27 protein-coding genes are annotated in these 23,803 nt (G+C 59.3%); 9 read left to right on the plus strand and 18 right to left on the minus strand.

Annotated elements, in window-relative coordinates; translation table 11 throughout:
* Positions 1-885 (minus strand): flagellar hook associated protein (locus tag JL39_RS28415; RefSeq protein WP_244446978.1); only part of this gene is annotated, 885 nt, incomplete at its 3' end.
* Positions 886-1,215: 330 nt separating this feature from the next.
* Here JL39_RS28415 and JL39_RS28420 point away from each other — a divergent pair.
* A complete protein-coding gene (locus JL39_RS28420) occupies positions 1,216-3,156 on the plus strand; it encodes a glycosyl transferase (protein ID WP_152601294.1) in 1,941 nt (646 codons plus the stop codon).
* 57 nt (positions 3,157-3,213) lie between these two features.
* Here the strand turns inward: JL39_RS28420 and fliP are convergent, their stop codons facing one another.
* Positions 3,214-3,951, minus strand: a complete 738-nt coding sequence (gene fliP, locus JL39_RS28425) for a flagellar type III secretion system pore protein FliP (RefSeq protein WP_037159943.1) — start codon at positions 3,949-3,951, stop codon at positions 3,214-3,216.
* A 377-nt stretch (positions 3,952-4,328) separates the two neighbouring features.
* Between fliP and JL39_RS28430 the strand changes: the two genes are divergently transcribed.
* The 5 genes from JL39_RS28430 (at position 4,329) to JL39_RS28450 (ending at position 9,272) form a co-directional block, all read left to right on the plus strand.
* Positions 4,329-5,570 (plus strand): glycosyltransferase family 2 protein, encoded by a 1,242-nt coding sequence (locus tag JL39_RS28430; RefSeq protein ID WP_037158742.1) that lies wholly within the window; start codon positions 4,329-4,331, stop codon positions 5,568-5,570.
* An 87-nt stretch (positions 5,571-5,657) separates the two neighbouring features.
* Positions 5,658-6,431, plus strand: coding sequence for a glucose-1-phosphate cytidylyltransferase (gene rfbF / locus JL39_RS28435; RefSeq protein ID WP_037158745.1), 774 nt, complete (start codon positions 5,658-5,660; stop codon positions 6,429-6,431).
* Complete coding sequence (rfbG, locus tag JL39_RS28440; protein ID WP_081953027.1) at positions 6,413-7,495, plus strand: CDP-glucose 4,6-dehydratase; 1,083 nt, start codon at positions 6,413-6,415, stop codon at positions 7,493-7,495. The genes rfbF and rfbG overlap by 19 nt, the downstream gene beginning before the upstream one ends.
* Entirely contained in the window at positions 7,486-8,052 is a 567-nt protein-coding gene (locus JL39_RS28445; RefSeq protein ID WP_200884020.1) for a dTDP-4-dehydrorhamnose 3,5-epimerase family protein, read from the plus strand. Before rfbG ends, JL39_RS28445 begins: the two co-directional genes overlap by 10 nt.
* Positions 8,049-9,272: a class I SAM-dependent methyltransferase gene (locus JL39_RS28450; RefSeq protein ID WP_037158748.1), complete on the plus strand. Its 1,224-nt coding sequence runs from the start codon at positions 8,049-8,051 to the stop codon at positions 9,270-9,272. Before JL39_RS28445 ends, JL39_RS28450 begins: the two co-directional genes overlap by 4 nt.
* 85 nt (positions 9,273-9,357) lie before the next feature.
* Here JL39_RS28450 and JL39_RS28455 read toward each other — a convergent pair whose 3' ends face one another.
* The 16 genes from JL39_RS28455 to JL39_RS28530 all read right to left on the minus strand — a co-directional run bounded on the left by JL39_RS28455 (position 9,358) and on the right by JL39_RS28530 (position 21,117).
* Positions 9,358-10,032 (minus strand): GNAT family N-acetyltransferase, encoded by a 675-nt coding sequence (locus JL39_RS28455; protein ID WP_037158750.1) that lies wholly within the window; start codon positions 10,030-10,032, stop codon positions 9,358-9,360.
* A 38-nt stretch (positions 10,033-10,070) separates the two neighbouring features.
* Complete coding sequence (locus JL39_RS28460; protein ID WP_037158753.1) at positions 10,071-10,832, minus strand: CmcI family methyltransferase; 762 nt, start codon at positions 10,830-10,832, stop codon at positions 10,071-10,073.
* Positions 10,833-10,865: 33 nt separating this feature from the next.
* Positions 10,866-12,026 (minus strand): DegT/DnrJ/EryC1/StrS family aminotransferase, encoded by a 1,161-nt coding sequence (locus JL39_RS28465; protein WP_037158756.1) that lies wholly within the window; start codon positions 12,024-12,026, stop codon positions 10,866-10,868.
* Between the two features lie 148 nt (positions 12,027-12,174).
* Complete coding sequence (locus JL39_RS28470) at positions 12,175-12,687, minus strand: flagellar basal body-associated FliL family protein (protein ID WP_037158759.1); 513 nt, start codon at positions 12,685-12,687, stop codon at positions 12,175-12,177.
* Between the two features lie 41 nt (positions 12,688-12,728).
* Positions 12,729-13,448 (minus strand): flagellar basal body L-ring protein FlgH, encoded by a 720-nt coding sequence (gene flgH / locus JL39_RS28475; protein ID WP_037158762.1) that lies wholly within the window; start codon positions 13,446-13,448, stop codon positions 12,729-12,731.
* Positions 13,445-14,002: a MotE family protein gene (locus JL39_RS28480; protein ID WP_052183160.1), complete on the minus strand. Its 558-nt coding sequence runs from the start codon at positions 14,000-14,002 to the stop codon at positions 13,445-13,447. The genes flgH and JL39_RS28480 overlap by 4 nt, the downstream gene beginning before the upstream one ends.
* The gene (locus tag JL39_RS28485) at positions 13,999-15,126 is read right to left on the minus strand and encodes a flagellar basal body P-ring protein FlgI (protein ID WP_037158765.1); all 1,128 of its coding nucleotides are present in this window, start codon (positions 15,124-15,126) and stop codon (positions 13,999-14,001) included. The genes JL39_RS28480 and JL39_RS28485 overlap by 4 nt, the downstream gene beginning before the upstream one ends.
* Positions 15,123-15,509, minus strand: coding sequence for a flagellar basal body P-ring formation chaperone FlgA (gene flgA, locus JL39_RS28490; protein WP_244446988.1), 387 nt, complete (start codon positions 15,507-15,509; stop codon positions 15,123-15,125). Before flgA ends, JL39_RS28485 begins: the two co-directional genes overlap by 4 nt.
* 114 nt (positions 15,510-15,623) lie before the next feature.
* The gene (gene flgG, locus JL39_RS28495) at positions 15,624-16,412 is read right to left on the minus strand and encodes a flagellar basal-body rod protein FlgG (protein WP_037158771.1); all 789 of its coding nucleotides are present in this window, start codon (positions 16,410-16,412) and stop codon (positions 15,624-15,626) included.
* 18 nt (positions 16,413-16,430) lie between these two features.
* Positions 16,431-16,766 (minus strand): flagellar hook-basal body complex protein FliE, encoded by a 336-nt coding sequence (locus JL39_RS28500; protein ID WP_037158774.1) that lies wholly within the window; start codon positions 16,764-16,766, stop codon positions 16,431-16,433.
* Positions 16,763-17,182, minus strand: coding sequence for a flagellar basal body rod protein FlgC (gene flgC / locus JL39_RS28505; RefSeq protein ID WP_037158777.1), 420 nt, complete (start codon positions 17,180-17,182; stop codon positions 16,763-16,765). Before flgC ends, JL39_RS28500 begins: the two co-directional genes overlap by 4 nt.
* 4 nt (positions 17,183-17,186) lie before the next feature.
* Positions 17,187-17,573 carry a flagellar basal body rod protein FlgB gene (flgB, locus tag JL39_RS28510; RefSeq protein WP_037158780.1) on the minus strand — a complete coding sequence of 129 codons (387 nt, stop codon included), beginning with the start codon at positions 17,571-17,573 and terminating at the stop codon, positions 17,187-17,189.
* 53 nt (positions 17,574-17,626) lie between these two features.
* On the minus strand, positions 17,627-18,181 hold the full coding sequence (locus JL39_RS28515) for a flagellar protein (RefSeq protein WP_152601295.1): 555 nt from the start codon (positions 18,179-18,181) through the stop codon (positions 17,627-17,629).
* Position 18,182: 1 nt separating this feature from the next.
* Positions 18,183-19,580: a flagellar protein export ATPase FliI gene (gene fliI / locus JL39_RS28520; RefSeq protein ID WP_152601296.1), complete on the minus strand. Its 1,398-nt coding sequence runs from the start codon at positions 19,578-19,580 to the stop codon at positions 18,183-18,185.
* Between the two features lie 21 nt (positions 19,581-19,601).
* Entirely contained in the window at positions 19,602-20,339 is a 738-nt protein-coding gene (gene flgF, locus JL39_RS28525) for a flagellar basal-body rod protein FlgF (RefSeq protein WP_037158783.1), read from the minus strand.
* 1 nt (position 20,340) lies between these two features.
* Entirely contained in the window at positions 20,341-21,117 is a 777-nt protein-coding gene (locus JL39_RS28530; protein ID WP_037158787.1) for a DUF1217 domain-containing protein, read from the minus strand.
* A gap of 202 nt (positions 21,118-21,319) precedes the next feature.
* On the opposite strand from JL39_RS28530, the gene motA reads away from it, so the two are divergent.
* The 3 genes from motA to fliN all read left to right on the plus strand — a co-directional run bounded on the left by motA (position 21,320) and on the right by fliN (position 23,779).
* Positions 21,320-22,189: a flagellar motor stator protein MotA gene (motA, locus tag JL39_RS28535; protein WP_037158790.1), complete on the plus strand. Its 870-nt coding sequence runs from the start codon at positions 21,320-21,322 to the stop codon at positions 22,187-22,189.
* On the plus strand, positions 22,189-23,142 hold the full coding sequence (locus JL39_RS28540) for a FliM/FliN family flagellar motor switch protein (RefSeq protein WP_037159960.1): 954 nt from the start codon (positions 22,189-22,191) through the stop codon (positions 23,140-23,142). The genes motA and JL39_RS28540 overlap by 1 nt, the downstream gene beginning before the upstream one ends.
* Positions 23,143-23,206: 64 nt before the next feature.
* On the plus strand, positions 23,207-23,779 hold the full coding sequence (gene fliN, locus JL39_RS28545) for a flagellar motor switch protein FliN (protein ID WP_037158793.1): 573 nt from the start codon (positions 23,207-23,209) through the stop codon (positions 23,777-23,779).
* Positions 23,780-23,803 lie beyond the last annotated feature (24 nt).

The raw sequence follows: 23,803 nt of genomic DNA on the forward strand, positions 1-23,803 counted from the left end.
GAGCGAATAGGAAACGCCGCTGGTGGCTGTCGCGCCGGCCGAGAAGTCGTAACCTTCGGTCGTGTAGACGGCATCGATGTAAGCACCGCCGACCTTGATGAGGTAGGTGCCGCTTGCGCCGGTCGTGAAGACGCCGTTGGTGTCGCCCTTCATGAAGACGCCGCCGCCAACATCCTTCCACTGAGCGGTGGTGTCGTAGATGGCCGTCGTGTTGACGGTACCGTAGTACTGGACGGAGTTGGTCGTGCCATCGTCATAGTCGATCGCGCGCATACCCTTCATCATGTTCGCGTCGAGAAGACCGGCATTGCCGCCCGAAAGGTCGAACAGGACGTTCGATTCATCGAGTTCGACGTCGACAGTCTTGACCGCGACATTGCCGTCGGCATCGCGCGTGAAGGAACCAACGATCTGCTTGGTGATCGCGCTGCCGGCTTCGACGACGCCGGTGGTCGCGTTGGCGGCGCCGCCGATTTCGGCCTGCAGCCAGTTTTCGCCGGAGAAGGAGGCGGAGGAAGCAATGCTCTTCAGCTGATCCTGGAGCTGCGTGATTTCTTCCTGGATCTTGGCCTTGTCGGCGCTGCCTTCGGCAGCCGTAACGAGCTTGTTCTTGATTTCCTGAACAACGTCGATAGCAGCTTCCATGCCGGAATAGGCCGTATCGACCTTGGCTGCGCCGAGGCCCATCGCGTCCTGGACGGACGAAAGAGACGCGTTGTCGGAACGCATGGTGGTTGCGATCGACCAGTAGGCAGCGTTGTCGGAAGCGGTGCCGACGCGCATGCCGGTCGAAATACGGTCCTGCGTCGTCTCCATGTCGGAGCTGATGGTCCGCAGCGTCTGGAGAGCCGCCATCGCGTTGATGTTGGTAAGAATGCTAGCCATGATTTGATTGTCCCTTTGAACGAAATACTTTTGGGGGGACATACCGGACTGGATGTTTTACCGGTCACTTCGGTCCGGCATCATGCCAACTCGGTTCCTTCGCTCGGAAGGGATACCAAACCCGTCGTGTGCGGAAAATCTCGCAGCCAATCCTTGCCAAGTCCTTTAAGCGAGACCGGTACGAAGAGCGTGTTGGCGGACGTAGTTAATCATTGGTTTATGTCGACGGGAATTTGCCGAAGTCGGCTTCATGCAAGCTTGGCCTGCCACGATGGGTGGAAAGCGGGCCTGTCGCGATGCCCGGCACAGCTATGATTTGGAGTGGGACGGTTGAACAGCATTAAGTTGAAACGGCAGTATCTCAATGCCCAGAAACATTTTGACAAAGCCCAATATCATGATGTCCTGGCCATTCTGAACAGGCTGCTGGATGTTCAAAAGGACCCAAGGCACTACGCGCTATTGGGTGCAACGCTCGTAAAGCTCAAGATGAAGGCCGAAGCTGCCCAGGCGTTTCAGCTTGCCGGAGAACAGAATTCTCCCCATCGGATCAAGTACCTGCGTGAAGCCATGAGACTTCATCTGTCGAACGGCGACGACATAAGCCTGCTTCGCCTCGGCAAACGAATTCTCAATGAAGCGCTCGCCGATCCGGACATGGCGCTCATGATGTCGGCCGCGCTGATGCGACAAAACCTGGAAGGGACGGAAGCCTTCCGGAAGACTCTCGGTGAAAGCACGGAACGGCCCCACCGGCAGCTTGCGGTGCGCTCGATCAAGCTCCAGGATCGCAGCGACGAGGAAAATCAGTTCATTCTGGATGTCTTCGCAAAGGACCGTGACGACAAGATCGTCCGCAATTTCTATCTCTCTGTCATTCGCGACAGCCTTAACTACGACGTGCTCGCGGAATATGACCCGATCCTCAAGCAGGAGATTGCGGCCGGCGACTTTGAAGCGATCCTGGACGAGGTTTCGCTCTACAACATCCGCTGGTGCGATGACGAAAAGGCAAACTCCATGGCGGGCGCCGGTCGCGGCGAAAGAAAGCCGTGGCATGGGTCTGCGAAAAGGCTCTCAATGCCTCACAAGTGGGGCGACAAGCTCCGCATCGGCTATCTCTCTGCCGACCTTTGGACAGAACACGCGGTTATGAAAGCCTTCCGCGGCGTTCTCGAAGCGCATGACAGGGACCGTTTCGAGATCACGATCTTCTGCAATGCCGACCCGGAGCATCTTCGCGACCATAACAAGGCCAATCGCGACGAATGGGGCAAGATCGTCAGAATTCGCGACATGACGGACGACGAGGCAGCCGACGCCGTCAAGGCCGAGAATATCGATATCCTCGTCGACCTGCACGGCCATACGGCCGAGAACCGGGTGTGGGTGATGAACCGCTTCACCGCGCCTGTGCATGCCACCTGGCTCGGCTACCCCGGCACCGTCTGCAATGTCGATATCGACTATCTGATCTGCGACCACACGGTGGTGCCCGAAACCTCGATCCCCAACTACTATGAAAAGCTCTGCTGGATGCCGGAGACCTTCTTTCCGAACGATGCGATCCATCGGCCGCTTCCGCGGTCGATCGATCGGGCAATCTGCAAGATGCCGAAGGATGCTTTCATCTACTCATGCTTCCACAGCCATTGGAAGTTCACTCCCGCGACCGTCCAACTTTGGATACGTATCCTGACGGAGGCTCCCGAGAGCTATCTTTTCCTCATCTGCCGGGAAAGGTTCGGGGCACGCAAGAATTTGCTCAAGGCGTTCACCGACGCAGGCATTTCCGCCGATCGCATCCTCTTCGGGGATCGTGTTCACGACTACGCTGCGTATCTCGATCGCGTGGCGGTTACAGATCTCGGCCTGGATACCTATCCTTACAACGGTCACACGACGACCTCGGAAAAGCTATGGGCCGGCCTGCCGATGCTCACCCACAAGGGCGTCAACTTCGCTTCCCGCGTCAGCGAAAGCCTGTTGAATGCCCTGGGCCTGCCGGAAATGATCGCCGACGACGCCGACGACTATGTCCGCCGCGCAGTTCATTATTACAACAACAGGGAAGAACTCGCACAGATCAGAAAGCGGCTGGAAGCCAACCGCTTCACGCATCCGCTTTTCGATGCCGAGCGCTTCTGCCGCCACCTCGAAACGGCCTACACAAGGATGGCGGACCGCGCGAAGGCAAAGTTGCCGCCCGATCACTTCGACGTACCCGTCTTGCCACCGCGGAACGGCCCGTTCATCTCGCGCGAAGCCTGACGCAAGCTCGAAACGGCCGGGAACCACCCGGCCGTTTCCTTTCGAAGGACCTTGCGGTCAGTTGAATGAGCGAATCAGGCTGCCGACCAGCAGATTCCAGCCGTCGATCAGCACAAAGAAAAGAATCTTGAAGGGCAATGAGATCGACGTCGGCGGCAGCATCATCATCCCCATCGCCATGGTGATCGCCGCAACGATCATGTCGATCACCAGGAACGGCAAGATGATCAGAAAGCCGATTTCGAACCCGCGACGGATCTCCGACAGCATGAAAGCCGGGATCAATACTCGATAGTCGATCGCTTCAGGCGTTCCGACGGATTGACTACGCTCGCGGGCAATCTCGACAAAGAGTTCCAGATCCTTGTCACGGGTATTCGCAGACATGAAGGCACGGAAAGGTTCGGCAATCCGCTGCACGGCCTCAGCCTCCGTCACCTGGTTTTGCAGAAGCGGCTGAACGCCTTCATTCCAGGCGCGATCGAAGGTTGGTGACATGACATAAAAAGTCATGAACAGCGCCATCGAGACCAGCACCATGTTGGAAGGCGCCGTCGCAAGCCCCATGCCGGATCGAAGAATTGAAAAGGCGATCACGAAGCGTGGAAAGCTTGTAACCATGATCAGGATGCCCGGAGCGACCGACAGGACTGTCAGCAGGCCGAAAGTGCGAATGATCCACGCGGCAGCGGAGCCGTCGACCGGCAGATTGAGAAGGTCCGCAGGCGATTGCTGGGCAAGCGCAAGCCCGGGTGCCGCGATCAACGCGACGAATAGATAGATCAACCGAATCATGCGATCACGAAGGTCCTCGATGTCATCTTCGATAGCCACCCTCGCGGACGCAGGTCAACACTCAAAGGCCGGACGCGGAAGGTCGTGAACAGGAAGATGGTCCTGTCTGCGCTTCCCCTGCTGAGCGCACCGTCTCCATTCGCATTGGCCGAACATGCGCTTCAGTTTTGCGCAAGTCTCAACCGTTAGCGTCAGCTCAATAATCTCACAATGGCGCCGGGAGCCTGAATGCGAGCAACACGTGGTGCATCTGGACAAACGACTTTGCCGGGAGGGACGCCGGCACCGGAGGAACCTGCATCGCATCAACATGGCCGAGTTGCTCTCGACGAGTGCAAGCCGTGCCGCCTGGCAAACTCCTGTCGAAGGAAATATCAGTGAATTCGATCAAGCTCAGCATCTGCATTCCGACGTATAACCGAGCTCAGCATCTCCGCTCGTGTCTGGAACGCATCAAGGGGTTCGATTTCGAATTCCCTTACGAGATTGTTATCTCCGACAACGCGTCAACGGATAACACCGCCGAAATCGCCCGGGAATTCGCCTCGCAACTTCCGATCAACTATTATGTAAGAGCCGAAAATCATGGCGCGGTCGTCAACGTGAACGCCGTCTTTCGGCGAGCGCGCGGCGAGTATGCCGTCTACCTGGCCGACGATGATCGCCTCGTTCACGAGGGCCTCCTCAACGCCATGAAATTTCTCGATGAACACCCGAATGTGCTTGTCTGCCATGCTCCCTGGTATCTCTATGACGGCATTCTGGAGGCCGATACCGGGAAATTCTACGACATAAAGGAAGACGTCGTCTTCGAACGCCGGAGTTTTGGCCAAGTCTTCAACTTCATGGTCAAAGGGCATATTTTCCCGGAGATCGCCATCTTCCGCACCCAGGCATTAAGGACGACATGGGTGCCGCGCGATGTCTGCTTCTATGCTTTCCCCATGCTGGCGCATCTGCTCGACCAGGGGGACGTCGCGTTCCTGAAAGAGCCTTTCTACAAGCAGGTCGGCCGGTCCGAGCATGGCCGGGACAGGCGCCAGGGGGGCCACGACATTGCGATGTCCGGTTGGGACCAGTATCGCGGCGGGCTGGAATATTTCCTCTATTTCGGCATGAAACGAGGTCAGATTTCGCGCGACGCCGAGGACCGAGCGACGCAGGAACAGATGTGTCGAACGTTCACTTTGTTGCGCATGACGGTCGCGTTGCGATTGCTCATCAGCTTCAGAGAATTCGTCAAGGCCTACGAGGTATATACACGATTGTGCTTTGGCGGCTTCGATGATTTTCCGGAAGTCGTTGCGGCACGGGAAGGGTTGCTGATTGCAGCCGCTCTCGAAACGCTGGCCTGGCAGGTCAATGCCGCGGCGGAAATCGATCACCTCATCGTTCACGGCTTTCCAGACCCGCAAACCGTTAAAGAGCGTATCGCCAAGGTCAATTTCCCTGAACGAATCAAAGTCATCGACGAACCAGTCGAGCATACGCCGGATTTTGCAAACAAGACGGCAGTCCTCGTCGCACTGCCCAAACAGCGCGAGCAGTTTCTGGAGCTCGGCTATCCCCCGAATCTCGTTTTTGCCCAGGATGACCTCATACAGACCATCCTGCTGTAGGACTGCAAATCATCCCAATAGATGGGATAGGGACAATATGGGACTCCAAGACACGAGACCCGCCCCTGAGGGCTGAGAGAGAAAGAAGTGAAAGCTGTTATTCTGGCCGGCGGGCTCGGGACCCGCATCTCCGAGGAAACCCATCTGAGGCCGAAGCCGATGATCGAGATCGGCGGCCGACCGATCCTCTGGCATATCATGAAGCTCTATTCCGCCCACGGCGTGAACGAGTTCATCATCTGCTGCGGATACAAGGGCTATGTCATCAAGGAGTATTTCGCGAACTACTTCCTGCATATGTCGGATATCACCTTCGACATGGCCTATAACGAGATGCAGGTTCACCGCCGCACGGCCGAGCCGTGGAAGGTCACGCTGATCGATACCGGCGAAGCCACGATGACCGGCGGCCGCCTAAGACGCGTCGCAGATTATCTGCGCTACGAGGATTGCTTCTGCTTCACCTATGGCGACGGGTTGAGCGATGTGAACATTACCGAAGTGATCAAGTTCCATCGCGCCCATGGCAGGCTGGCAACGGTAACGGCCGTTCATCCGCCTGGCCGCTACGGTGCCCTGGAGCGTGACGGCAGCCAGGTCACCGGCTTCGTGGAAAAGCCGCGTGGTGACGGCGGCATGATCAACGGCGGCTTTTTCGTCCTGTCTCCCAAGTCCATCGATCTCATCGACGCCGACAGCACGCCGTGGGAAGCCGCGCCGATGACATCTCTCGCCGCCATGAGCGAGCTGATGGCCTACGAGCACGAGGGCTTCTGGCAGCCGATGGACACGTTGCGCGAAAAGAACCTGCTCGAGGATCTCTGGGCATCGGGACAAGCACCGTGGAAGATCTGGCCGTGACAGCTTGTGTTCGGCCAAACTCCGATTTCTGGGCGGGCAAGCGTGTTCTGCTGACCGGACATACCGGCTTCAAGGGAACCTGGCTCTCCATCTGGCTTGCGCGACTCGGCGCAAGCGTCACCGGCATTTCGCTGCCGCCGGAAACCGAGCCGAACCTGTTTACGCTCGCACGGCCGGAACTTGCGGCAAGCCATTTCCAGGATATCCGCGACGCGGCAAGGCTGGCCGAACTCGTCCGGATGGCCTCGCCCGAGATCGTGCTGCATCTTGCCGCGCAGGCCCTGGTGCGGCCGAGTTATCAGGACCCGCTCGGCACGTTCGCGACGAATGTGCTCGGCACGGCGAACCTGCTTGAAGCCATTCGTTCGGTCCCGTCGGCGCGCGTCGTCGTGGCAATCACGACGGACAAGGTCTACCGGAACCTCGAACATGCCTTCCCTTATCGGGAAACGGACCAGATCGGCGGTCATGATCCCTACAGCGCCAGCAAGGCGGCGGCAGAGATCACCATTTCAAGCTATCGCGACTCCTTTCTGCGCGAGCAAGGCGTCGCTGTCGCCAGCGCCCGAGCCGGCAACGTGATCGGCGGCGGCGACTGGTCTATGGACCGGCTGCTGCCGGATGCGGCGCGCGCATGGCAGTCCGGCAAGGTCCTGCATGTCCGGCGGCCGGAGGCTAAAGGCCCGTGGCAGCATGTGCTGGAGCCCCTTTCAGCCTATCTCGTGCTCGCGGAACGACTCTACGACGATCCGACCCTTGCTCAGGCATATAACTTCGGACCGGTGAGCCACGAGGCGGCATCCGTGCGTCAGGTGATCGAGATCGCCCGAGCCTCCTACGGCTCAGGAGACGTCCAATATGGCGATGGCACCGAGGGACCGCACGAGGCGCGCTGGCTTGCGCTGGAAACGGCCAAGGCGCGGCACATGTTGAATATCGAGCCGCGTTGGCTGCTTAAGGAAGCCGTCGACCGGACCATGACATGGTATCGCGCACAGCACGGCGGCGCCGATGCACGTGCGCTCTGCGAAGCCGAAATCACCGACTACGAGGCATGTCCTTGAGCCGCTTCGCAACTACCGATCTGCCGCTTGCCGGCCTGAAGCTCATCGAACGCCAGAACCTTGGCGATTCACGTGGCTTCCTGTCGCGCATGTTCTGTGCCGAGGAGCTCGCTGCGGCAGGCTGGGCCAAGCCGGTCGCGCAGATCAACCTGACGATGACCGCGCGCAAAGGCACGGTGCGCGGCATGCATTTTCAGCATCCGCCACATTCCGAAATGAAGCTGGTCAACTGCATCCGCGGCGCTGTCTGGGATGTCGCCGTCGATCTGAGGGCCGATTCGTCAACCTACCTCAAATGGCATGCGGAAGAGCTTTCCGCAGACAATCGCCGGTCGCTGCTGATACCCGAGGGCTTTGCGCACGGTTTTCAGACGCTTACCGGTGATTGCGAACTCCTCTATCTGCATTCGGTGCCCTACGTGCCAGGCGCAGAAGGAGCACTGAATTCGCAGGATGCGGCGCTTGGCATCAACTGGCCGCTGGAGATCACCGAAATGTCCGAGCGGGATCGTCGCCATCCATACCTGACAGAAAAATTTACGGGACTGACGCCATGAAATGCCGGCATTGCGGCAGCGCTCTTCGCTGCAACTTCCTCGACCTTGGCTTCGCGCCACCGTCCAACGCCTATCTCACCGCTGCGGACCTCTCCAAGCCGGAAGTCTATTTCCCGCTGAGGCTGAAGGTCTGCGAGGAATGCTGGCTCGTACAGACAGAGGATTACGCCTCCGCGGAATCGCTTTTCAGTGCCGAATATGCCTACTTCTCCAGCGCATCGAGGAGCTGGCTCGCCCATGCGGCCCGCTATGTCGAGACGATTACCACACGGCTTGGCCTTGGTCAGCAAAGCATGGTCATCGAAGTCGCCTCGAACGACGGTTACCTTCTGAAGAATTTCGTCGCCGCCAACATTCCCTGCCTCGGGATCGAGCCGACAGCAAGCACGGCCGAGGCTGCAGAGGCATTGGGTATCCCGGTGCTCCGGGAATTCTTCGGTGAAGCCCTCGGCAAGACGCTTGCCGATGAAGGCAGGAGCGCCGACCTCATTCTCGGCAACAATGTCTATGCCCATGTTCCGGACATCAATGATTTCACACGGGGCCTGAAGGCGGTGCTCAAGCCCGGCGGTACGATCACACTGGAATTCCCGCATCTCATGCGGCTGATCGAGCAGAACCAGTTCGACACCGTCTATCACGAACACTTCTCCTACCTCTCCCTGTTCACCGTCGGACGGATCTTCGAAAGCGCGGGCTTGCGCGTTTTCGACGTCGAAGAATTGCCGACCCATGGCGGAAGCCTGCGGGTTTACGGCTGCCACACGGATGATCCGAGGCAGACGACCGATGCGGTCGGTCTGCTGCTCACCGAGGAGGAATATCGCGGCCTGCGGACAGCCGCGACTTATGCTCAATTCCAGGTCAAGGCGGAGCAGGTCAAGAACGACGCGCTTGCCTTCCTGCTGCAGGCGAGACGCGAGGGAAAAACAGTGGCAGCCTATGGAGCTGCGGCCAAGGGCAACACGCTCCTGAACTTCGCGGGCGTCAAGCCCGATCTCCTGTCCTTCGTCTGCGATGCCGCTGCCGCCAAACGGGACAAGTTCATGCCCGGGAGCCATATTCCCATCCTGCACCCGGACGTCATTTTCGAGCGCCGGCCGGATTATGTAATGATCCTGCCCTGGAACATCGCAGCAGAAGTCCGTCAGCAGCTCGCCTCTTTGTCCGAGCAAGGAACGAAGTTCGTGACTGCGGTTCCGCATTTGGAAATCAGATAATGTGAGCTGCGATCGCGGTCGAAGGCCCCTCAAGAGGCCATGCGGTGCATTTTGCTATTCCATGCGGAAGAAAATTGGCTGCGGCTTAGCCGGCCGCGTGAGCCCAGGGATAAAGTCGACGGAAGCGTTCTGCCGATATCTCCATCCGCAGGTAGTCGAAACCGGCCGCCGAGCCGTGGTCGGCCTGCGTGGTGTAGCGGATCATATCCGGCTCATCGATGCGCCGGAGCGGCGTGCGCTCGACCTCTTCGAATCCCAGACGGTCATAGAGCCTGATCGCTCCCGTATTGAGCGAGAGCACGCACAGTTGCGTAACCGGCACCCGAAGCGTTCCGAATATCCAGGCGATGAGCGCCACGCTGCTATAGAACATCATGCGCCTTTCGCCGGAACGGCGCCCGCGCATGACGTTGTCGATCTCGGCCTTTTCGTCGGAGATGTTGCTGATCCCGATATGACCGATGCGTTCGCCGCCGGTGCTTCTGACGATAAACAGGATACGATCGGGAGCAGCGAGAACGACATTCCGGAGCCATGTGGCCGTTCTATCAGGCCTTGCCTCGAACTGCGTCAGGAATGACGTTCTGGCGGCGTTGCGCCAATCCGTCAGATCCTCGACCAGGCCGGTCTCGCTTGCCAGCGCTTTGTCCAGACATTGCAACTCTCCGAGCTGCCGGCCCGTCTCGTCGTGGATAGCAATGGCAAGCCGTGTGCTCGGATCGGCATTGTCCTTGAACAGAAGCATATCGGAAAGCACCATCCGACGATGTCCTTCTGGCCGGAGAGGCCTCTTTCGCCTTACTTCGCGCTCTTGCGGACGCAATAGCCACCCGGCGAAGAGGACAGGACAAGTTTGCCGTTCAGCACCGGATCGACTTCGAAGAGGTCGTTTTCGGCCATGTAGTCCTTGAGTGCCTGCAATGGCTCATCACCCTGCAGCCAGACCTTCGAGCGCTTCGTGAAGGCCTGTTCGGGCGTCAGATGACCAATAAGCGTATCGGCCACGACCAGATAACATCCCTCCGTCACCAGCGGGCCGTAAGCGCGGCACTCAGCGAGAACATGATTACGCGAATGGTCGCTATCCAGAACCACCATCACGCGCGCGCCGGCAGGAATTTCGGCTTTCACCGCCTCGAGGATATCCGCATCCACCGAACCGCCCTGGATCATCGTGATGTGGCGGGAAAGCGGATGGGATTCGATCGCTTCGCGATTATGCGCGCGAATGTCTATATCGACGCCGATCACCTTTCCGTCGGTTTTGCCCATCGCCGCGAAGAGCGACGCCATGAAGATCAGTGAACCGCCGCGGGCAATGCCGGTCTCGATGATCACATCCGGCTTGGTGTTCCAGATCACTTCCTGGGTCGCCATGATATCCGCCGGCGTCTGGATGATCGGCAGTCCCATCCAGGACCACAGATAGAAGTAATCGTGTTTGTCGAGCGTGATGAGAGTATCCAGCGACTGCCGGAAAGCGGCTTCGTCCTTGCCCAAAGCCAGAGACATCTGCCTCTTGTGCTCTTCAAATTCGAGGCGATCATCCTTGGTGGTCATTTGATTCCGAAGCCCTGTCTTTAGGTGGATTATTCATTTCTTTCCGGCAACTGACCGGGATTGGCGGTCGTGGACCGCGAGGAGATCAAGAAGCGTGTTCGCCACTCGGTTGAGGTCGTCTTCCGTCATGTCATGGTAGCTGGGAAGATTGATGGCACGCTGCGGAATACTCCAGGCGTTCACATTATAGACATTCCCTTCGTGCCGCTGTTCCTCGAACATCGGCAAGCTCGACAGAGGGTGAAAGAAGACGCGCGCGTCGATATCCGCGGCGTGGAAGGCCTTCTGCAGATCCTCGCTGGTTATTCCCCATGTCTCGGAGAATACGACCGTCGGCATCCAGGCGCCGTTGACGGTCCCTTCGTGTTCCGGATTGAGCGCGATGCCGGAAATGCCGGAGAGCTTCGCCTTGTATATCTTCAGGATGTCACGCTTGCGCGCGGTCAGTTCCTCTATGCGTTCGAGCTGCCCGCAGCCTATGGCGGCCTGAACATTCGACATCTTGTACTTGAAGCCGATCATATCCGGCCAGAACTGCCTGGTCTGGCCTCGTGCCCTGCCGTGATTGCTGAGGGTGAGGACACGTTCGTAAAGATCGGCATCATTGGTGACGAACATGCCGCCCTCGCCGGTCGTCACCGTTTTCGTGCCATGGAAGGAAAAGGTACCGAAGCGGCCCATCGAACCGGCCCGCCTGCCGTTTATGGCCGAGCCCAACGCCTCCGCCGCATCCTCGATGACCGCGACACCATGTCTTTCCCCGATCGCGAGCAGCGCCTCCATATCACACAGATTGCCGTAGATATGGGTTGCAACGATCGCCTTCGTCCGGGGTGTGATATGCCGTTCGACCTGAACCGGATCCAGACACCAGGTGTCGGGGAGAATATCGGCAAACACAGGCGTGGCGCCGAGATGTACGATCGGCGCTGCGGTTGCGATCCAGTTCGTATCGGCCAAGATCACCTCGTCGCCCGGGCCGACATCCAGCGCCGCAAGGCCCATATGCATGGCGCCGGTGCAGCTCGATGTCGCGATCGCGTAGCGCACGCCTAGATGTTCGCAAAAAGTCCGCTCGAACCGGTTAATGTAGTCGTAGCACTTCGCACCCCAGCCGGTTGCGACCGCATCCGCCGCATAGCGCATTTCCAGCTCGGTGATGGAAGGCTTTGTGTAGAAGATTCTGGCGGTCATCTTGCGGCACGGTTCCGGAGTTTCAGGGCTGAACTAAGCAGCACACACTTGCACGGGGCTTGTGGTGTTCATATGACTTTCCGTCCCAGCGACCGAATACGGCTGACATGCCCAGTTGCGCTTTCCCGGACTGACGAAACGGCAACCATCATTCGATCACGAACGTTCGGAACATCACCTTGGCAACCTTACCCTGCGAGCGCAGGTCGATGCGCTCCTGGATATCGTCCTTGAGGTACTGAAAGCCGCGCGGCCCCTCGATCTGCTGCAGCGAAACGGTACGCATATAGGCAAGGATATCCTGATGGATATTCTCCGCGAGGGGCAGTTCCGGCGGCCCCTTGAAAGCAAGCGCCACTTCAAGCCGTATCCAGTTTTCCGACGGATAGGCGAGATTGGTCGTGATCGGCTCCAGAAGAACGACGCCATTCTCCGGCGTGGAGATATGCGGAAGCCCTTCGTCCTTCTTGCCTTCGCCATGCTCGCCGCCTGCAGCAGCGGCCTCCTGCTGAGGCTCGGGGGCCGGTTCCTTCGGCGCGATCATTCCGCCGACAACCCAGCCGCCGCCGGCGCCAACCAGCGTCAGGATCGCGACACCCGCAAGCACCATCACGGTATTCTTCTTGCTGCCGGCTTCGGCTGCCTGTGTTTCTTCCGCCATGGTCTTCAAACCTTCAAATCAAGAGACCCCATCCGCACTCATCAGAAGGGCGAGAACAGATCGACGACCTGCTGCCCCACCGGAGGTTGCTGGACCTCCATCAGGCGACCGCGGCCACCGTAAGAGATGCGGGCTTCGGCGATTTTCTCATAAGAGATCATGTTGTTGGAATCGACATCCTGGGGGCGAACGATACCGGCGACGTTCAGAATGCGGATTTCGTGATTGACACGGACCTCCTGAGAGCCGCTGATCAGCAGATTGCCGTTCTCAAGGATGCCGGTGACGACCGCAGCCACGAGCAGCTTCAGCCGTTCGGAACGTTCCGTCGAGCCCTTGCCGTGTGAATCCGTATTGGAATCGGAACCGAGATCACCGGTCGCCTCCGCCTCCGGCGTCCAGCCGAAAAGGTTGCTTACGCCCAGTTGCCAGGAGAGGCCGGTGGAATTCTCACGGGTGCGCTCCGTCTCGTTGTCGAAGGAGGCACGGTCGTTGATCTGGATATCGACGGTCAGGATATCGCCGACGTTCAGCGCGCGGGCATCCTTGAAGAGCGCTGCCTGGCTGTCACTCCAAAGCGAATAACCGCTTGCAAGGTGACGCGGCTGCTTCGGATAGGAGGACATCTGCGGCGTCTGTGCATATTGCAGGCCGCTGCCGATCGGGCTCATCGCCGGCGCATTGCCGATCTCCTTGATGGTCTGGCTGTTGCAGCCTGCAAGAAGGAGACAAGCCATGATGGCGGGAATGCGTTTCGTCATGAGGGCGCTTTCGGAGTATTGGGAGGTGTTTTCGACGTATTTGGATCGGAAGCGCTGGAAATGATCGTCGAGATCATGCCGGCCTTTTGCGGGTCCATCTCGCTCAGGAACAGGGCGGACTGGCGCGCCGGAAGCTGCATGATGATCGCCGCGGCGATCTCCATCCGCATCTCCTCGAGCTGCGGCGCGGCGGCGTCCGGTTTCATCGTCTTGAAGATGTCGACCAGACCGGCCTCGGCGCGTGCCAGGAAATCGTTGCGGCGCTTCAGCCAGTCCTGATATTCAGCCGTGCGGTCTTCAAGCGTCCTGATACGCTCGTCGACATCCGACTGCAGCTTCTCAAGCTCCTGCTTCTGCAGGAGGTAGCGCTGGTCGCGCGCCGCATCTGCAATATTGGTGCAGAATTTCTGGATCTCGTCGCCGGTCGAGGTTTCGGAAATCATCGCCGGCTGTTGTGCTCCCACCTGAGAGACCAGCGTCAGGACAGCCGCGGCGGCAAGAACGCGGCGAGCCAGCGTTTTTGATATGGAAACGGTGAACAGGGTCTCGGTCATTGCAGGACGAGCTCCGCTTGAAGGGCGCCAGCGGACTTGATGCCCTGCAGGATGGCGATGATGCCGTCCGGCTTGACGCCGATGCTGTTGAGGCCCGCGACAAGCGTGCGCAGATCCGGTCCGTTCAGGATCGCGACCTGACCACCGTCCTTCATGGCCATGATATCCGTTTGAGGCTGTACCGCCGTCTGACCACGGGAAAACGGCTCCGGCTGGATCACCTGCGGCGTCTCGGTGACCTGCACAGTCAGCGTGCCGTAGCTCACTGCGACGCGCGATATCTTCACGTCCGAACCGATGACGATCGTACCGGTGCGCTCGTTGACGACGACCTTGGCCGGGGTATCGGTTTCGACCACCAGATTTTCAATCTCGGCCATCAGCCGGGTGAGGTCGGCGGTCTTCGGCTTGGCGATGATTACCTCCTGGCTATCGCGCGGGTCGGCAATCGGTCCGCCATAACGGCGGGCCGCAAAAGCATTGACGGCATCGGACACCCGCACCGCCGTCGAGAAGTCCGGATTGCGAAGCTGCAGAACCAGGTTGACGGAATCCTTGAACCTGGAAGGCAGCTCGCGTTCGATGATGGCGCCGTTCGGAACCCGGCCTGCGGTCGTGACACCTTCCGTCAGCGTCGCCGCCTGGCCCTGCGCCGAGAAACCCGACACGACCAGCGCACCCTGGGCCACCGCATAGATCTGCCCGTCCGCACCCGAAAGTGAAGTCATGACCAAGGTGCCGCCGCGCAGCGACGTCGCGTCACCGAGCGAACTGGCAGTTACGTCGATGCGGCTGCCCGGGCTCGCGAAAGGCGGCAAGTTGGCCGTGACCATGACAGCCGCGACGTTCTTGGCATTCGACTGGCTGCCCTGCATCGAAATGCCGAGGTTCTGAAGCATGGCCCGCATGGACTGGTCGGTGAAAGGCGACGAGCGCAAGCTGTCGCCGGTGCCTTGCAGGCCGACGACAAGACCATAGCCGATGAGCTGGTTGTCGCGGCCGGATTGCAGCGATGCGATGTCCTTGATGCGCGCGGCGATGGGTGCGTTCTGGCCCGCAGCCGGTACGGCGCCCAAAAGAGAGCCGACGAGGGCAAGAATGGCGAGGAAGCAGTTCTTTCTCATTTCGCCATCACCTGTATCGTACCGTCGGCCATAACGGTGCCGCTCACCGTGACGCCCGAATCGATGTTGCGAACGCGGATGACATCACCAATCGCAGCGTTCTCGAGCGGCGTCCCGGAAGCGGAAATGTTCAAGTTGCCGATCGTAAACACGAGCCGGACAGATGAGCCCCGGGTCACAGCAAAGGCTTCGCGAAGTGCCGATGGCGGAATGGTGCGGCCGGGCAGCAGGGTCCGCTTCGCCACCATGCCGACGACTTCCCTGGACTCTCGCGCATATTCGCCGGAGAGATTCGGATTGGTGACATCGACCTCTTCGACGCTGCCCCTGCCGATCTCTTCGCCGGGATAAATGGTCCGGATCGGCACGACGGCCGTGCCCATCTGGGCCAGGACCGGTGTCCCCGCCCCGGCAAGGAGTGCGGCCAGAATGGGCGCAGCCAACCCGGCGCCAATCGCATTTTTCCGGCGAAACCTCATGTCTGCCTGCCTCCTGTTTTATTTCAGGTTCTTGCTGACGATCTGCGCCATCTCATCTGCGGTAGTGATGACCTTGGAATTCATCTCGTAAGCACGCTGGGCGGAGATCAGATCGGTGATCTCCTTGACCGCGTCGACGTTGGAGCTTTCCAGATAACCCTGCTTCAGGTAACCGAAGCCCGGATCCTCGGGCACAGCAACGATCGGCTCGCCGGATGCGGCAGTCTGCGCGAACAGGTTGTCGCCGAGCGGCTGGAGGCCAGCCTCGTTGACAAAATTGGCGACGGTGAGCTGACCGATTTCGGTGAAATCCGTGGAATTGCCGATGCGAACCATGACCTGGCCCGTGCGGGTGATCTGCGTTTCGCTCACATCCGCGGGGAAGGTAATGTTGGGAACGACCGCATAACCGTCGATCGTGACCAGTTGGCCCTCGGCATTCTTGTTGAAGGCGCCGGCGCGGCTGTAGAGCGTCGTGCCATCCGGAGCCTGGATCTGATACCAGCCGCGACCGACGATTGCGACGTCCAGATCGTTTTCAGTGTGCGCCAGTTCACCCTGTGTATGGATGTTGCGTACCGCAGACGTCTGCACACCGAGACCGATATTGGCGCCTTCCGGCACGATCGCCTGATTGGCGCGGTTCGGCACGCCCTGCGCGCGCTCGCTTTGATAGAGCAGATCGGAGAACTCTGCGCGAGCACGCTTGTAGCCCGTCGTATTGATGTTGGCGATATTGTTCGCAATGACTTCGAGATTGGTCTGCTGGGCATCCATGCCCGTTGCGGCGACGGAAAGCGCTCTCATGTCTTCGTCCTCAAAGCGTTAAATCGGCATTTTCGTGATTTCGAGATAGGCGGAGACGATCTTGTCCCGCAGCGCCATGGCCGTCTGCAGCGACTGCTGGGCCTCCAGCACCGCATCCACGACCTCACGCGTATTCGCCTTGCCCTGGATCGCCTTGAAGGACATCGCTTCGGCACCCTTCAGGCTGTTCATCGTGTCGGTTGCCATATCGCCAAGGACTTGTGCGAAGTTCATGCCGGTGTTCTGACCAGGCGTGAGCGCGGTCGATCCGAGCACGGAACTCTTCTCGGAAGAGATATCCTCAATCCCGTTGGAGAGCGAAAGGGAGCTTACGTTCTGAATCTTATCGATCATTGTCCGGCCTTCAGAAGATCAATCGTCGCGGCGATCAGCTCACGCGTCTGCTTGATGGTCTGGAGATTGGCGTCATAGGAGCGGTTCGCTTCCCGCATATCGGCCATCTCGATGAGCATGTTGACGTTTGGCAGCTTGACCATGCCCTTCTCGTCGGCGGCCGGATGGTCAGGATCATATTCCTCGACGAATTTGGACTGGTCGACGCCCAACTTCTTGACCTCGACCACGTCTACGCCGCTCGCCCGGTCCAGTTCGGCACCGAAGGTGATGAGCTTGCGACGGTAGGGGTCCGCACCCGGCGTATCGCCGGTGGAGCGGGCATTGGCGATGTTTTCGGAAACGATGCGCAGGCGCGTGGCCTGGGCCTCCATTCCCGATCCAGCGATCTTCAGGGAGGCTGAAAGCGGATCCATTTGCTTACCTCTTTACTGTCAGCAGCATCATGCTGTGAAACGACTTCACCAGACCTGTGCTCAGTTCGTATTGACGCTTGATTTCGCCCGTCTTCGACAGCTCTTCCGCAAGCGAGACGGTATTGCCGGATTCCTGCACGCCGATTTCTTCGTTCAGTTCCGATTCCTTGAGCTCGACCTCTTCGCTGAGATTGTTCGAGGCGATATGGCCGGGATGGGTGCGGGCCATGGGAATATATGCCTTGTCCAGAACGGCCTCGAACGGCGTTACGTCCATCGCCTTGTATTTGGGCGTGTTGGCATTGGCGATGTTGCCCGCAACAACTTCCTGGCGCACCGAGAGCCAATCGGCCTGACGTGCTGCCATTTCGAACAGTTGAATCGGTTGCATAGGCTTCTCTCCATCTTTTATCCGAAGCCTAGGCCGGTAACCTTGCGTCGGACTTACGGACCGGCCGCGCTTGTGTCCTGATAGACGTCTCCTGTGGACGTGATGATCACCCAGCGGCCGTCGCGCTGCTCCAGCGCGGCAAGCTTGCTATTGTCGGGCAGGCTCGAACCGACCCGAACCATGTACATACCGGAACCGTCCTCGATCAGCGCTCGACCGTTGGCTACATGCAGCAGCCGGAAACCACCCCTTCCGGGAAGCGGCTGTTCCTCTCGAAAGGTTCCGTTTTCGCGAGTCTCACCCAGCGAGGACGTGGTGGCCGTGGTCAGCGCATCAGCCGGCCCGATCGGAACAGGCCAGTCATCCTTGGAGCTGTCGGTCATGGCAAGTGGCGAGACGCTGACCACCGGCCGCCCTATGCCCGGAGGCAGGTCACGCGTGCGGCCAAGCGATTCCGTCCGGATTCCGAATTTGTCCGCGTTCAGGAAAACGTACCAGGGAAAGAAGGCGGACGCTGCAGCAAGTGCGATACCCGTCGCGGCCAGCATCCTGTCGCCCGTCCGCGACGACGATCCTGCTGTTTCCCTGTTCCTGTCACCGCTCATCATATCACCTTCTTGCTATGGCGGAGGGCGGATTGCCCTGCCCTGCCGCAGCCCTGAGCGCGGTTGCGAGATCCGTATAGGCGTCGAGAGCGGGCTTCTCTCCCGGTGTCTGCTTCAGGACCTCATAGATGACCGGGACCTGCTTGATCGCCATGTCCAGGTCAGGATCGCTGCCGGCCCGATAACCGCCGATCAGACGCAGGTCGCGCGTTTCCTCGTAGCGATGCACCAGCGACTTCAGCCGCGACACCAGCTTTTCCTGGTCGTCCGTCCAGGCCTTGCGGGCAAGACGCGAGATCGAGGCGAGCGGATTGATCGGCGGATAGCGCCCTTCCTCGGCAAGCGAGCGGTCGAGGACGATATGCCCGTCCAGAATGCCGCGCGTCGAATCGGCGATCGGATCGTTGTGGTTATCGCCGTCGACGAGGATCGAGATGATTGCCGTGATCGTGCCGGTGCCTTCGACGCCCGGACCGGCCCGTTCAAGCAGGCGCGGCAATTCGGTAAACACGGAAGCGGGATAGCCGCGGGCGATCGGCGGCTCGCCGGATGCGACCGCCACCTCGCGGATCGCATGGGCAAAGCGGGTGATGCTGTCGGCGATGAAGAGGACATTGTCCCCCTGGTCGCGGAAATGTTCTGCGATGGTGATTGCCACCAGCGGCGCCATCTTGCGCAGCATCGGACTCTCATCGCTGGTCGCGACGACCGCGATCGACTTCGCCATGTTGTCGCCCAGCGTATCCTCGATGAATTCGCGAACTTCGCGACCGCGTTCGCCAACCAGCGCGATCACCACCTTGTCGAAGGCGTCGGCCCTGGCGAGCATCGACAGAAGCGTCGACTTGCCGACGCCGGAGCCGGCAAAAATGCCAAGACGCTGGCCGAGGCAGAGTGGCGAAAATATATCGACCGCCCTCACCCCGGTCTTGAAGCCCTTTTCGACGCGGCTGCGCGACATGGACGGCGGCGCGGTATTGGCGATCGAACGCGGAGCGAGACCGCGCGCAAGCGGCCCCTTTCCATCAATCGGCTCCCCGAGCGAATTGATCGTCCGGCCGCACCAGCTATTGTCCGGTGCAACGCGAAACGCGCCCTTGCGGATGACCGTGTCGCCGATGCCGATCGGCTCTCCCGGTTCGATCGGGCAGACGAAGACCACGTCCGGCTCGACGCGCACCACCTCGCCCAGGTGAATGCCGGTCGCGCTGCGGTGCGCGACGAATTCCCCAAGCCGCACATGTTTCGAAAGGCCTGCAACCGTGTAATGTCCCGCCGCGATGGTCCTGACATGACCACCATGGGCGACGGAGAACACAGGATCTGCATAACGCGCGGAAAGGCCCGCAAGCTGTGCCAGCTTGCCGCCGTTGACCGCATTGAGGATAGCCGCTTCCATCATGGCGGGCCCATTTCCCTGTTGTTAGCTGTTGGAGCCGCCGAGCGTCCTGATGGCATCGTTCATCGAAGACTCGCTGTCGCGCATCAGTGCCGAGATGCTCTCGAAAGCCCGGTTGACCTGGATGAGTTCCGTCATCTCGCCGATACCGTTGACGTTGGACTGTTCGACATAGCCCTGGACCACCGAGTTCTCCATGCCTTCCAGAACCGGCTGCGGGGTATCTACGAAGATGATGCCTGAATTCTCGTAACGGTTGAAACCCTTGGAAAGGTCGGCCGTGAAGAGACCAACGGTGGCAACCGGCTGGTCGTTCTGCATGATGATGCCATCCGCACCCACCGTCGGCGGGCCGGCTTCGCGGTTGAGCTGGATCGGTGCGCCCCCCGCATCGAGAACCGGAAAACCCTGGCTGGAGCGAAGCTGCCCGGTCTCATCCATGGTGAAGCGACCGTCGCGGGTCAGTACTTGGCCGGCCGGGGTGTCGATCGCGAACCAGGCATTGCCCTTGATGGCGAAATCCAGCGGATTGCCTGTTCTCTGGAGTTCACCGGTGCGGGTCGACAGATAATCGTTGCCCTGGGTGACGAAGGCGATCTTCGCGCTGATATCGTTCTGGGTTTTGCTCAAGACCTCGTCGAACTTGACTTCCGTCGAACGGAAACCAACGGTGTTCATGTTGGCCATGTTGTCGGCGATCGTGTTCAAGCGGCGCTCGAGCGCGATTTGTGAAGAAATGCCGACATAAAGTCCGGACTGCATATCATTTGCCTCCGAGTTTCAGGTTATTGATCGAGATCAGAAGGTCCGTTGAAATCCCGTTCGAGGGAGCATTGAATGGCGCCAGGGGGTCAGACGCGTCGGACGGATTTTCGAGTTCCCACATGGCGGTGAAACGCTCCAGGAATTTGCCGACCTTGGCCGGATCCTGAAAATCCTCGATGCTGACGGCATCTTCGATATACTCGGCCTGACGGTCGAGATCGGCGCCGATGATCTCGTCCGGGAGTTGCAATGTGGTGCGCACGACTTCCGAGAGCGCGTCGTCGGCGAGGATTTCCATGCCCGACTTGATCGTCGGCGCCATGCGTTCAAAATAAAGGGCAAGGCGAACGCCCATGTTGTCCTCGCCCGCCTCCTCTTCCAGCGTCTGGCGCTGGAACTTGTCGACAACGCCTTTCTGCGCTTTGTCAAAGGATGTGGCTGTCGATCCGTAGGCGGCGAAATTCAGAGATTCGACCAGCGACGCATAGCGGCTGTCGGAGAGCTTGTTGGCAAAGGCGTTCTCATCGGCGGTGCCTTCCGTCAAGGCCTTGCGGATGAAGGCCTTGGCGTAGGCCATGTCCTCGAGGCCATGAGCCTTCAGCGCGTAGTTGTAGACGCGCGTGTCGGCCATGAAATCGTCGATCGTCTTGATGCTCCCGATCCTGGAAAGGTAATACTCCGTCTCACGCGCAACATCCGGCTTCTCTGCAATGCGGGCCAGCGACTTCGGCAAGTCGCGGCTGATCATCGTATAGCTGGTATAGGTCGTGATCACGATGGCTCTCTACCCCAGGTCCGCGGGGCGGCGGACGGCGCTGCGGAGCGGGCAATCCGATCCGATCATGGCGAGAACTATGCGCGAAGACTTGTGCGAAGCTGTTCCTGTCCTCTTCGAATTTGCGATTCCTCAACCAGCCTCACGCAAGCCAGAAGCCGTATCCCGAGACCATACGAAAACGATCGGGCACAGGTACGCGATGAATATTATTATCGGATTTGTCATCTCCGTTGGCTGTATTCTCGGTGGCTTCATGGCCATGGGCGGCCATGTCGACGTGCTTGTTCAGCCCTTCGAGCTCATGATCATCGGCGGCGCAGGCGTAGGCGCCTTCATCATGGGCAATCCGATGAAGGTGGTGAAGGATTCCGGCAAGGCGATGGGGGAAGCCTTCAAGAACGCCGTTCCCAAAGAGCGCGATTACCTCGACGTTCTCGGCGTACTCTATTCCTTGATGCGCGACCTGAGGACCAAGTCGCGCAACGAAATCGAAGCACATATCGACAATCCGGACGAATCTTCGATCTTCCAGACCGCCCCGACCGTGCTGAAAAACAAGGAACTCACCGCATTCATCTGCGACTATGTGCGGCTGATCATCATCGGCAACGCTCGCTCCCACGAGATCGAGGCCCTGATGGACGAGGAGCTCGACACGATGCTCCAGGACAAGATGAAGCCCTATCACGCGATCATCGCAATCGGAGATTCCTTCCCGGCCATCGGTATCATCGCGGCCGTCCTCGGCGTCATCAAAGCAATGAGCAAGATCAATGAATCGCCTGAAGTCCTCGGCGGCCTCATCGGCGCGGCGCTCGTCGGCACCATGCTCGGCATCTTCCTGTCCTACTGCGTCTGCAACCCGCTTTGCTCGCAGATCAAGATCGTCCGCAACAAGCAGCAGCGGCTCTACATCATCGTCAAGCAGACCCTGCTTGCCTACATGAACGGCTCCGTACCGCAGGTCGCGCTCGAATACGGACGCAAGACGATTTCCAACAAGGAACGACCCTCGATCGACTCGGTCGAGCAGGAAATGATGAATCCTGGTGGTGAAAAGGCGGCATGATGACGACCAATCAAACGACCCAGCCAACTGCGCCGGGGATGGACCTGGCGCTTCTCGCAAAGCTGACCGGCGGCCTCGGCGACAAGAAGACGATCGAAAGCATCAGCAGCGAATTCGCACAACTGTATATGGAGTTCCTGCCGGACGTCTTTCACAGCGAAACCGGCATACGGATCGGCGTCTCCTACGTGAGCTGCACGTCGGGCCTGATGAACGACCTGATTGCCGATCTCGGCGACGGTTTCGCCCTATCCGATGGGAGCCTTCGCAACTGGTCTCCGAATTTTGTACTCGCCTGCGGCAACAGTTTCGTCATCGCGCTGATGGAATTGATGCTGGGTGCCGCCGCCGACACGGTCACGCAGCCCATAGACCGCCCGCTCTCCGATATCGAACTCGATCTTGCCGTGATGGTTTTCGAACGGATCGCCAATGTGCTTCGTTCGGGCGTCAACGCGCCGGGCGGTTTCGAAGCCAGCCTGGAGCGCCCCCACAACGCAGAAGACAGACCGAAGCCTGAAGAAATTGACCGTCCCGAGTTCGGCGTGGCGATCCGCATGGCACTCGAACTTGGAGCAATTACCTCGGAATTCGCGCTCATCATCCCGCAGAGCGCATTTCTCAAGACAAAGGTTGTGGCACCGAAAGCCAGGGCGCAGGTGTCGAAGGCCAGGCAGGAGTGGGCGGATCGCATGAACGAGCAGGTTCGCCGCTCGCATGTGACCCTCGAGGCCCGCATCCGCCTGCAGAAGCTGACGCTTGGCACGATCGCGCGGCTCGCTGCCGGCGACGTGATCGCCTTCCAGGACAAGGGGGATGTCCGTGCCCAGGTCAGCGCCAACGGCAAAGATATGTATTCGTGCGAATTTGGACGATCCGGCGAGCGTTATACAGTCCGTGTAAAGGATAATATCAGTACCGACGATGAAATTTTAAGGCACCTGATAGGCTAGACCCGGTTCCGTCCGCGCCATGACAAGGCAGGCTGACGCAAGTTTCAACAGGAATAATGATCGCATGGCTACGAAGAAGACATCTTTCACCGACGACCCGCTGATGCCTGTCGGCAATGAGGCCGAACTGGATCAAGCAATCGATGATCTGCGCGGCGTCCTGAAATCTGACGCCGACGGCGAAGTGCCGGGCTTCGATGCCGATTTCAGCGCGTCCGGCACCAGCGATTTTTCAGCCGATGCTCCATCGTTTGGTGGCGGTTTCGAAACCCAGGCTGCAAGTTTCGGCGAAGATGCGGATTTCGGCAGCGGCGATTTCGGCGGCAACGAGTTCGGCAACTCATCAACCGGTGCCACCTATCAGGAGCCGGGCAGTGCCCTTGATGCCAACCTCGACCTGATCATGGATATCCCGATCGACGTTGAAATCGTGCTCGGAACAAGCCGCATGCAGGTCTCCGGACTGATGAGCCTTGAAGAAGGCGCCACGATCGCACTCGACAAGAAGATCGGCGAGCCTGTGGAAATCGTGGTCAATGGCCGCCGCATCGGCAAGGGCGAAATCACCATCCTGGAGAATGATGACACCCGCTTTGGCGTGAGGCTGACGGAAGTGCTGAGCACGAGAAGAACCTGATCCCTGTTCGGGACAGAGAAGGAA

The sequence above is a fragment of the Rhizobium sp. YS-1r genome (assembly GCF_000757525.1).
Taxonomy (GTDB): Bacteria; Pseudomonadota; Alphaproteobacteria; order Rhizobiales; family Rhizobiaceae; genus Neorhizobium; species Neorhizobium petrolearium.

Excerpts from the sequence above, each read along its gene's own strand:
- fliP (WP_037159943.1), bottom strand. The coding sequence starts at position 3,951 with ATGATTCGGTTGATCTATCTATTCGTCGCGTTGATCGCGGCACCCGGG.
- JL39_RS28445 (WP_200884020.1), top strand. The coding sequence starts at position 7,486 with ATGTCCTTGAGCCGCTTCGCAACTACCGATCTGCCGCTTGCCGGCCTG.
- JL39_RS28450 (WP_037158748.1), top strand. The coding sequence starts at position 8,049 with ATGAAATGCCGGCATTGCGGCAGCGCTCTTCGCTGCAACTTCCTCGAC.
- JL39_RS28455 (WP_037158750.1), bottom strand. The coding sequence starts at position 10,032 with ATGGTGCTTTCCGATATGCTTCTGTTCAAGGACAATGCCGATCCGAGC.
- JL39_RS28460 (WP_037158753.1), bottom strand. The coding sequence starts at position 10,832 with ATGACCACCAAGGATGATCGCCTCGAATTTGAAGAGCACAAGAGGCAG.
- JL39_RS28465 (WP_037158756.1), bottom strand. The coding sequence starts at position 12,026 with ATGACCGCCAGAATCTTCTACACAAAGCCTTCCATCACCGAGCTGGAA.
- JL39_RS28470 (WP_037158759.1), bottom strand. The coding sequence starts at position 12,687 with ATGGCGGAAGAAACACAGGCAGCCGAAGCCGGCAGCAAGAAGAATACC.
- flgH (WP_037158762.1), bottom strand. The coding sequence starts at position 13,448 with ATGACGAAACGCATTCCCGCCATCATGGCTTGTCTCCTTCTTGCAGGC.
- JL39_RS28480 (WP_052183160.1), bottom strand. The coding sequence starts at position 14,002 with ATGACCGAGACCCTGTTCACCGTTTCCATATCAAAAACGCTGGCTCGC.
- JL39_RS28485 (WP_037158765.1), bottom strand. The coding sequence starts at position 15,126 with ATGAGAAAGAACTGCTTCCTCGCCATTCTTGCCCTCGTCGGCTCTCTT.
- flgA (WP_244446988.1), bottom strand. The coding sequence starts at position 15,509 with ATGGGCACGGCCGTCGTGCCGATCCGGACCATTTATCCCGGCGAAGAG.
- flgG (WP_037158771.1), bottom strand. The coding sequence starts at position 16,412 with ATGAGAGCGCTTTCCGTCGCCGCAACGGGCATGGATGCCCAGCAGACC.
- JL39_RS28500 (WP_037158774.1), bottom strand. The coding sequence starts at position 16,766 with ATGATCGATAAGATTCAGAACGTAAGCTCCCTTTCGCTCTCCAACGGG.
- flgC (WP_037158777.1), bottom strand. The coding sequence starts at position 17,182 with ATGGATCCGCTTTCAGCCTCCCTGAAGATCGCTGGATCGGGAATGGAG.
- flgB (WP_037158780.1), bottom strand. The coding sequence starts at position 17,573 with ATGCAACCGATTCAACTGTTCGAAATGGCAGCACGTCAGGCCGATTGG.
- JL39_RS28515 (WP_152601295.1), bottom strand. The coding sequence starts at position 18,181 with ATGATGAGCGGTGACAGGAACAGGGAAACAGCAGGATCGTCGTCGCGG.
- fliI (WP_152601296.1), bottom strand. The coding sequence starts at position 19,580 with ATGATGGAAGCGGCTATCCTCAATGCGGTCAACGGCGGCAAGCTGGCA.
- flgF (WP_037158783.1), bottom strand. The coding sequence starts at position 20,339 with ATGCAGTCCGGACTTTATGTCGGCATTTCTTCACAAATCGCGCTCGAG.
- motA (WP_037158790.1), top strand. The coding sequence starts at position 21,320 with ATGAATATTATTATCGGATTTGTCATCTCCGTTGGCTGTATTCTCGGT.
- JL39_RS28540 (WP_037159960.1), top strand. The coding sequence starts at position 22,189 with ATGACGACCAATCAAACGACCCAGCCAACTGCGCCGGGGATGGACCTG.
- fliN (WP_037158793.1), top strand. The coding sequence starts at position 23,207 with ATGGCTACGAAGAAGACATCTTTCACCGACGACCCGCTGATGCCTGTC.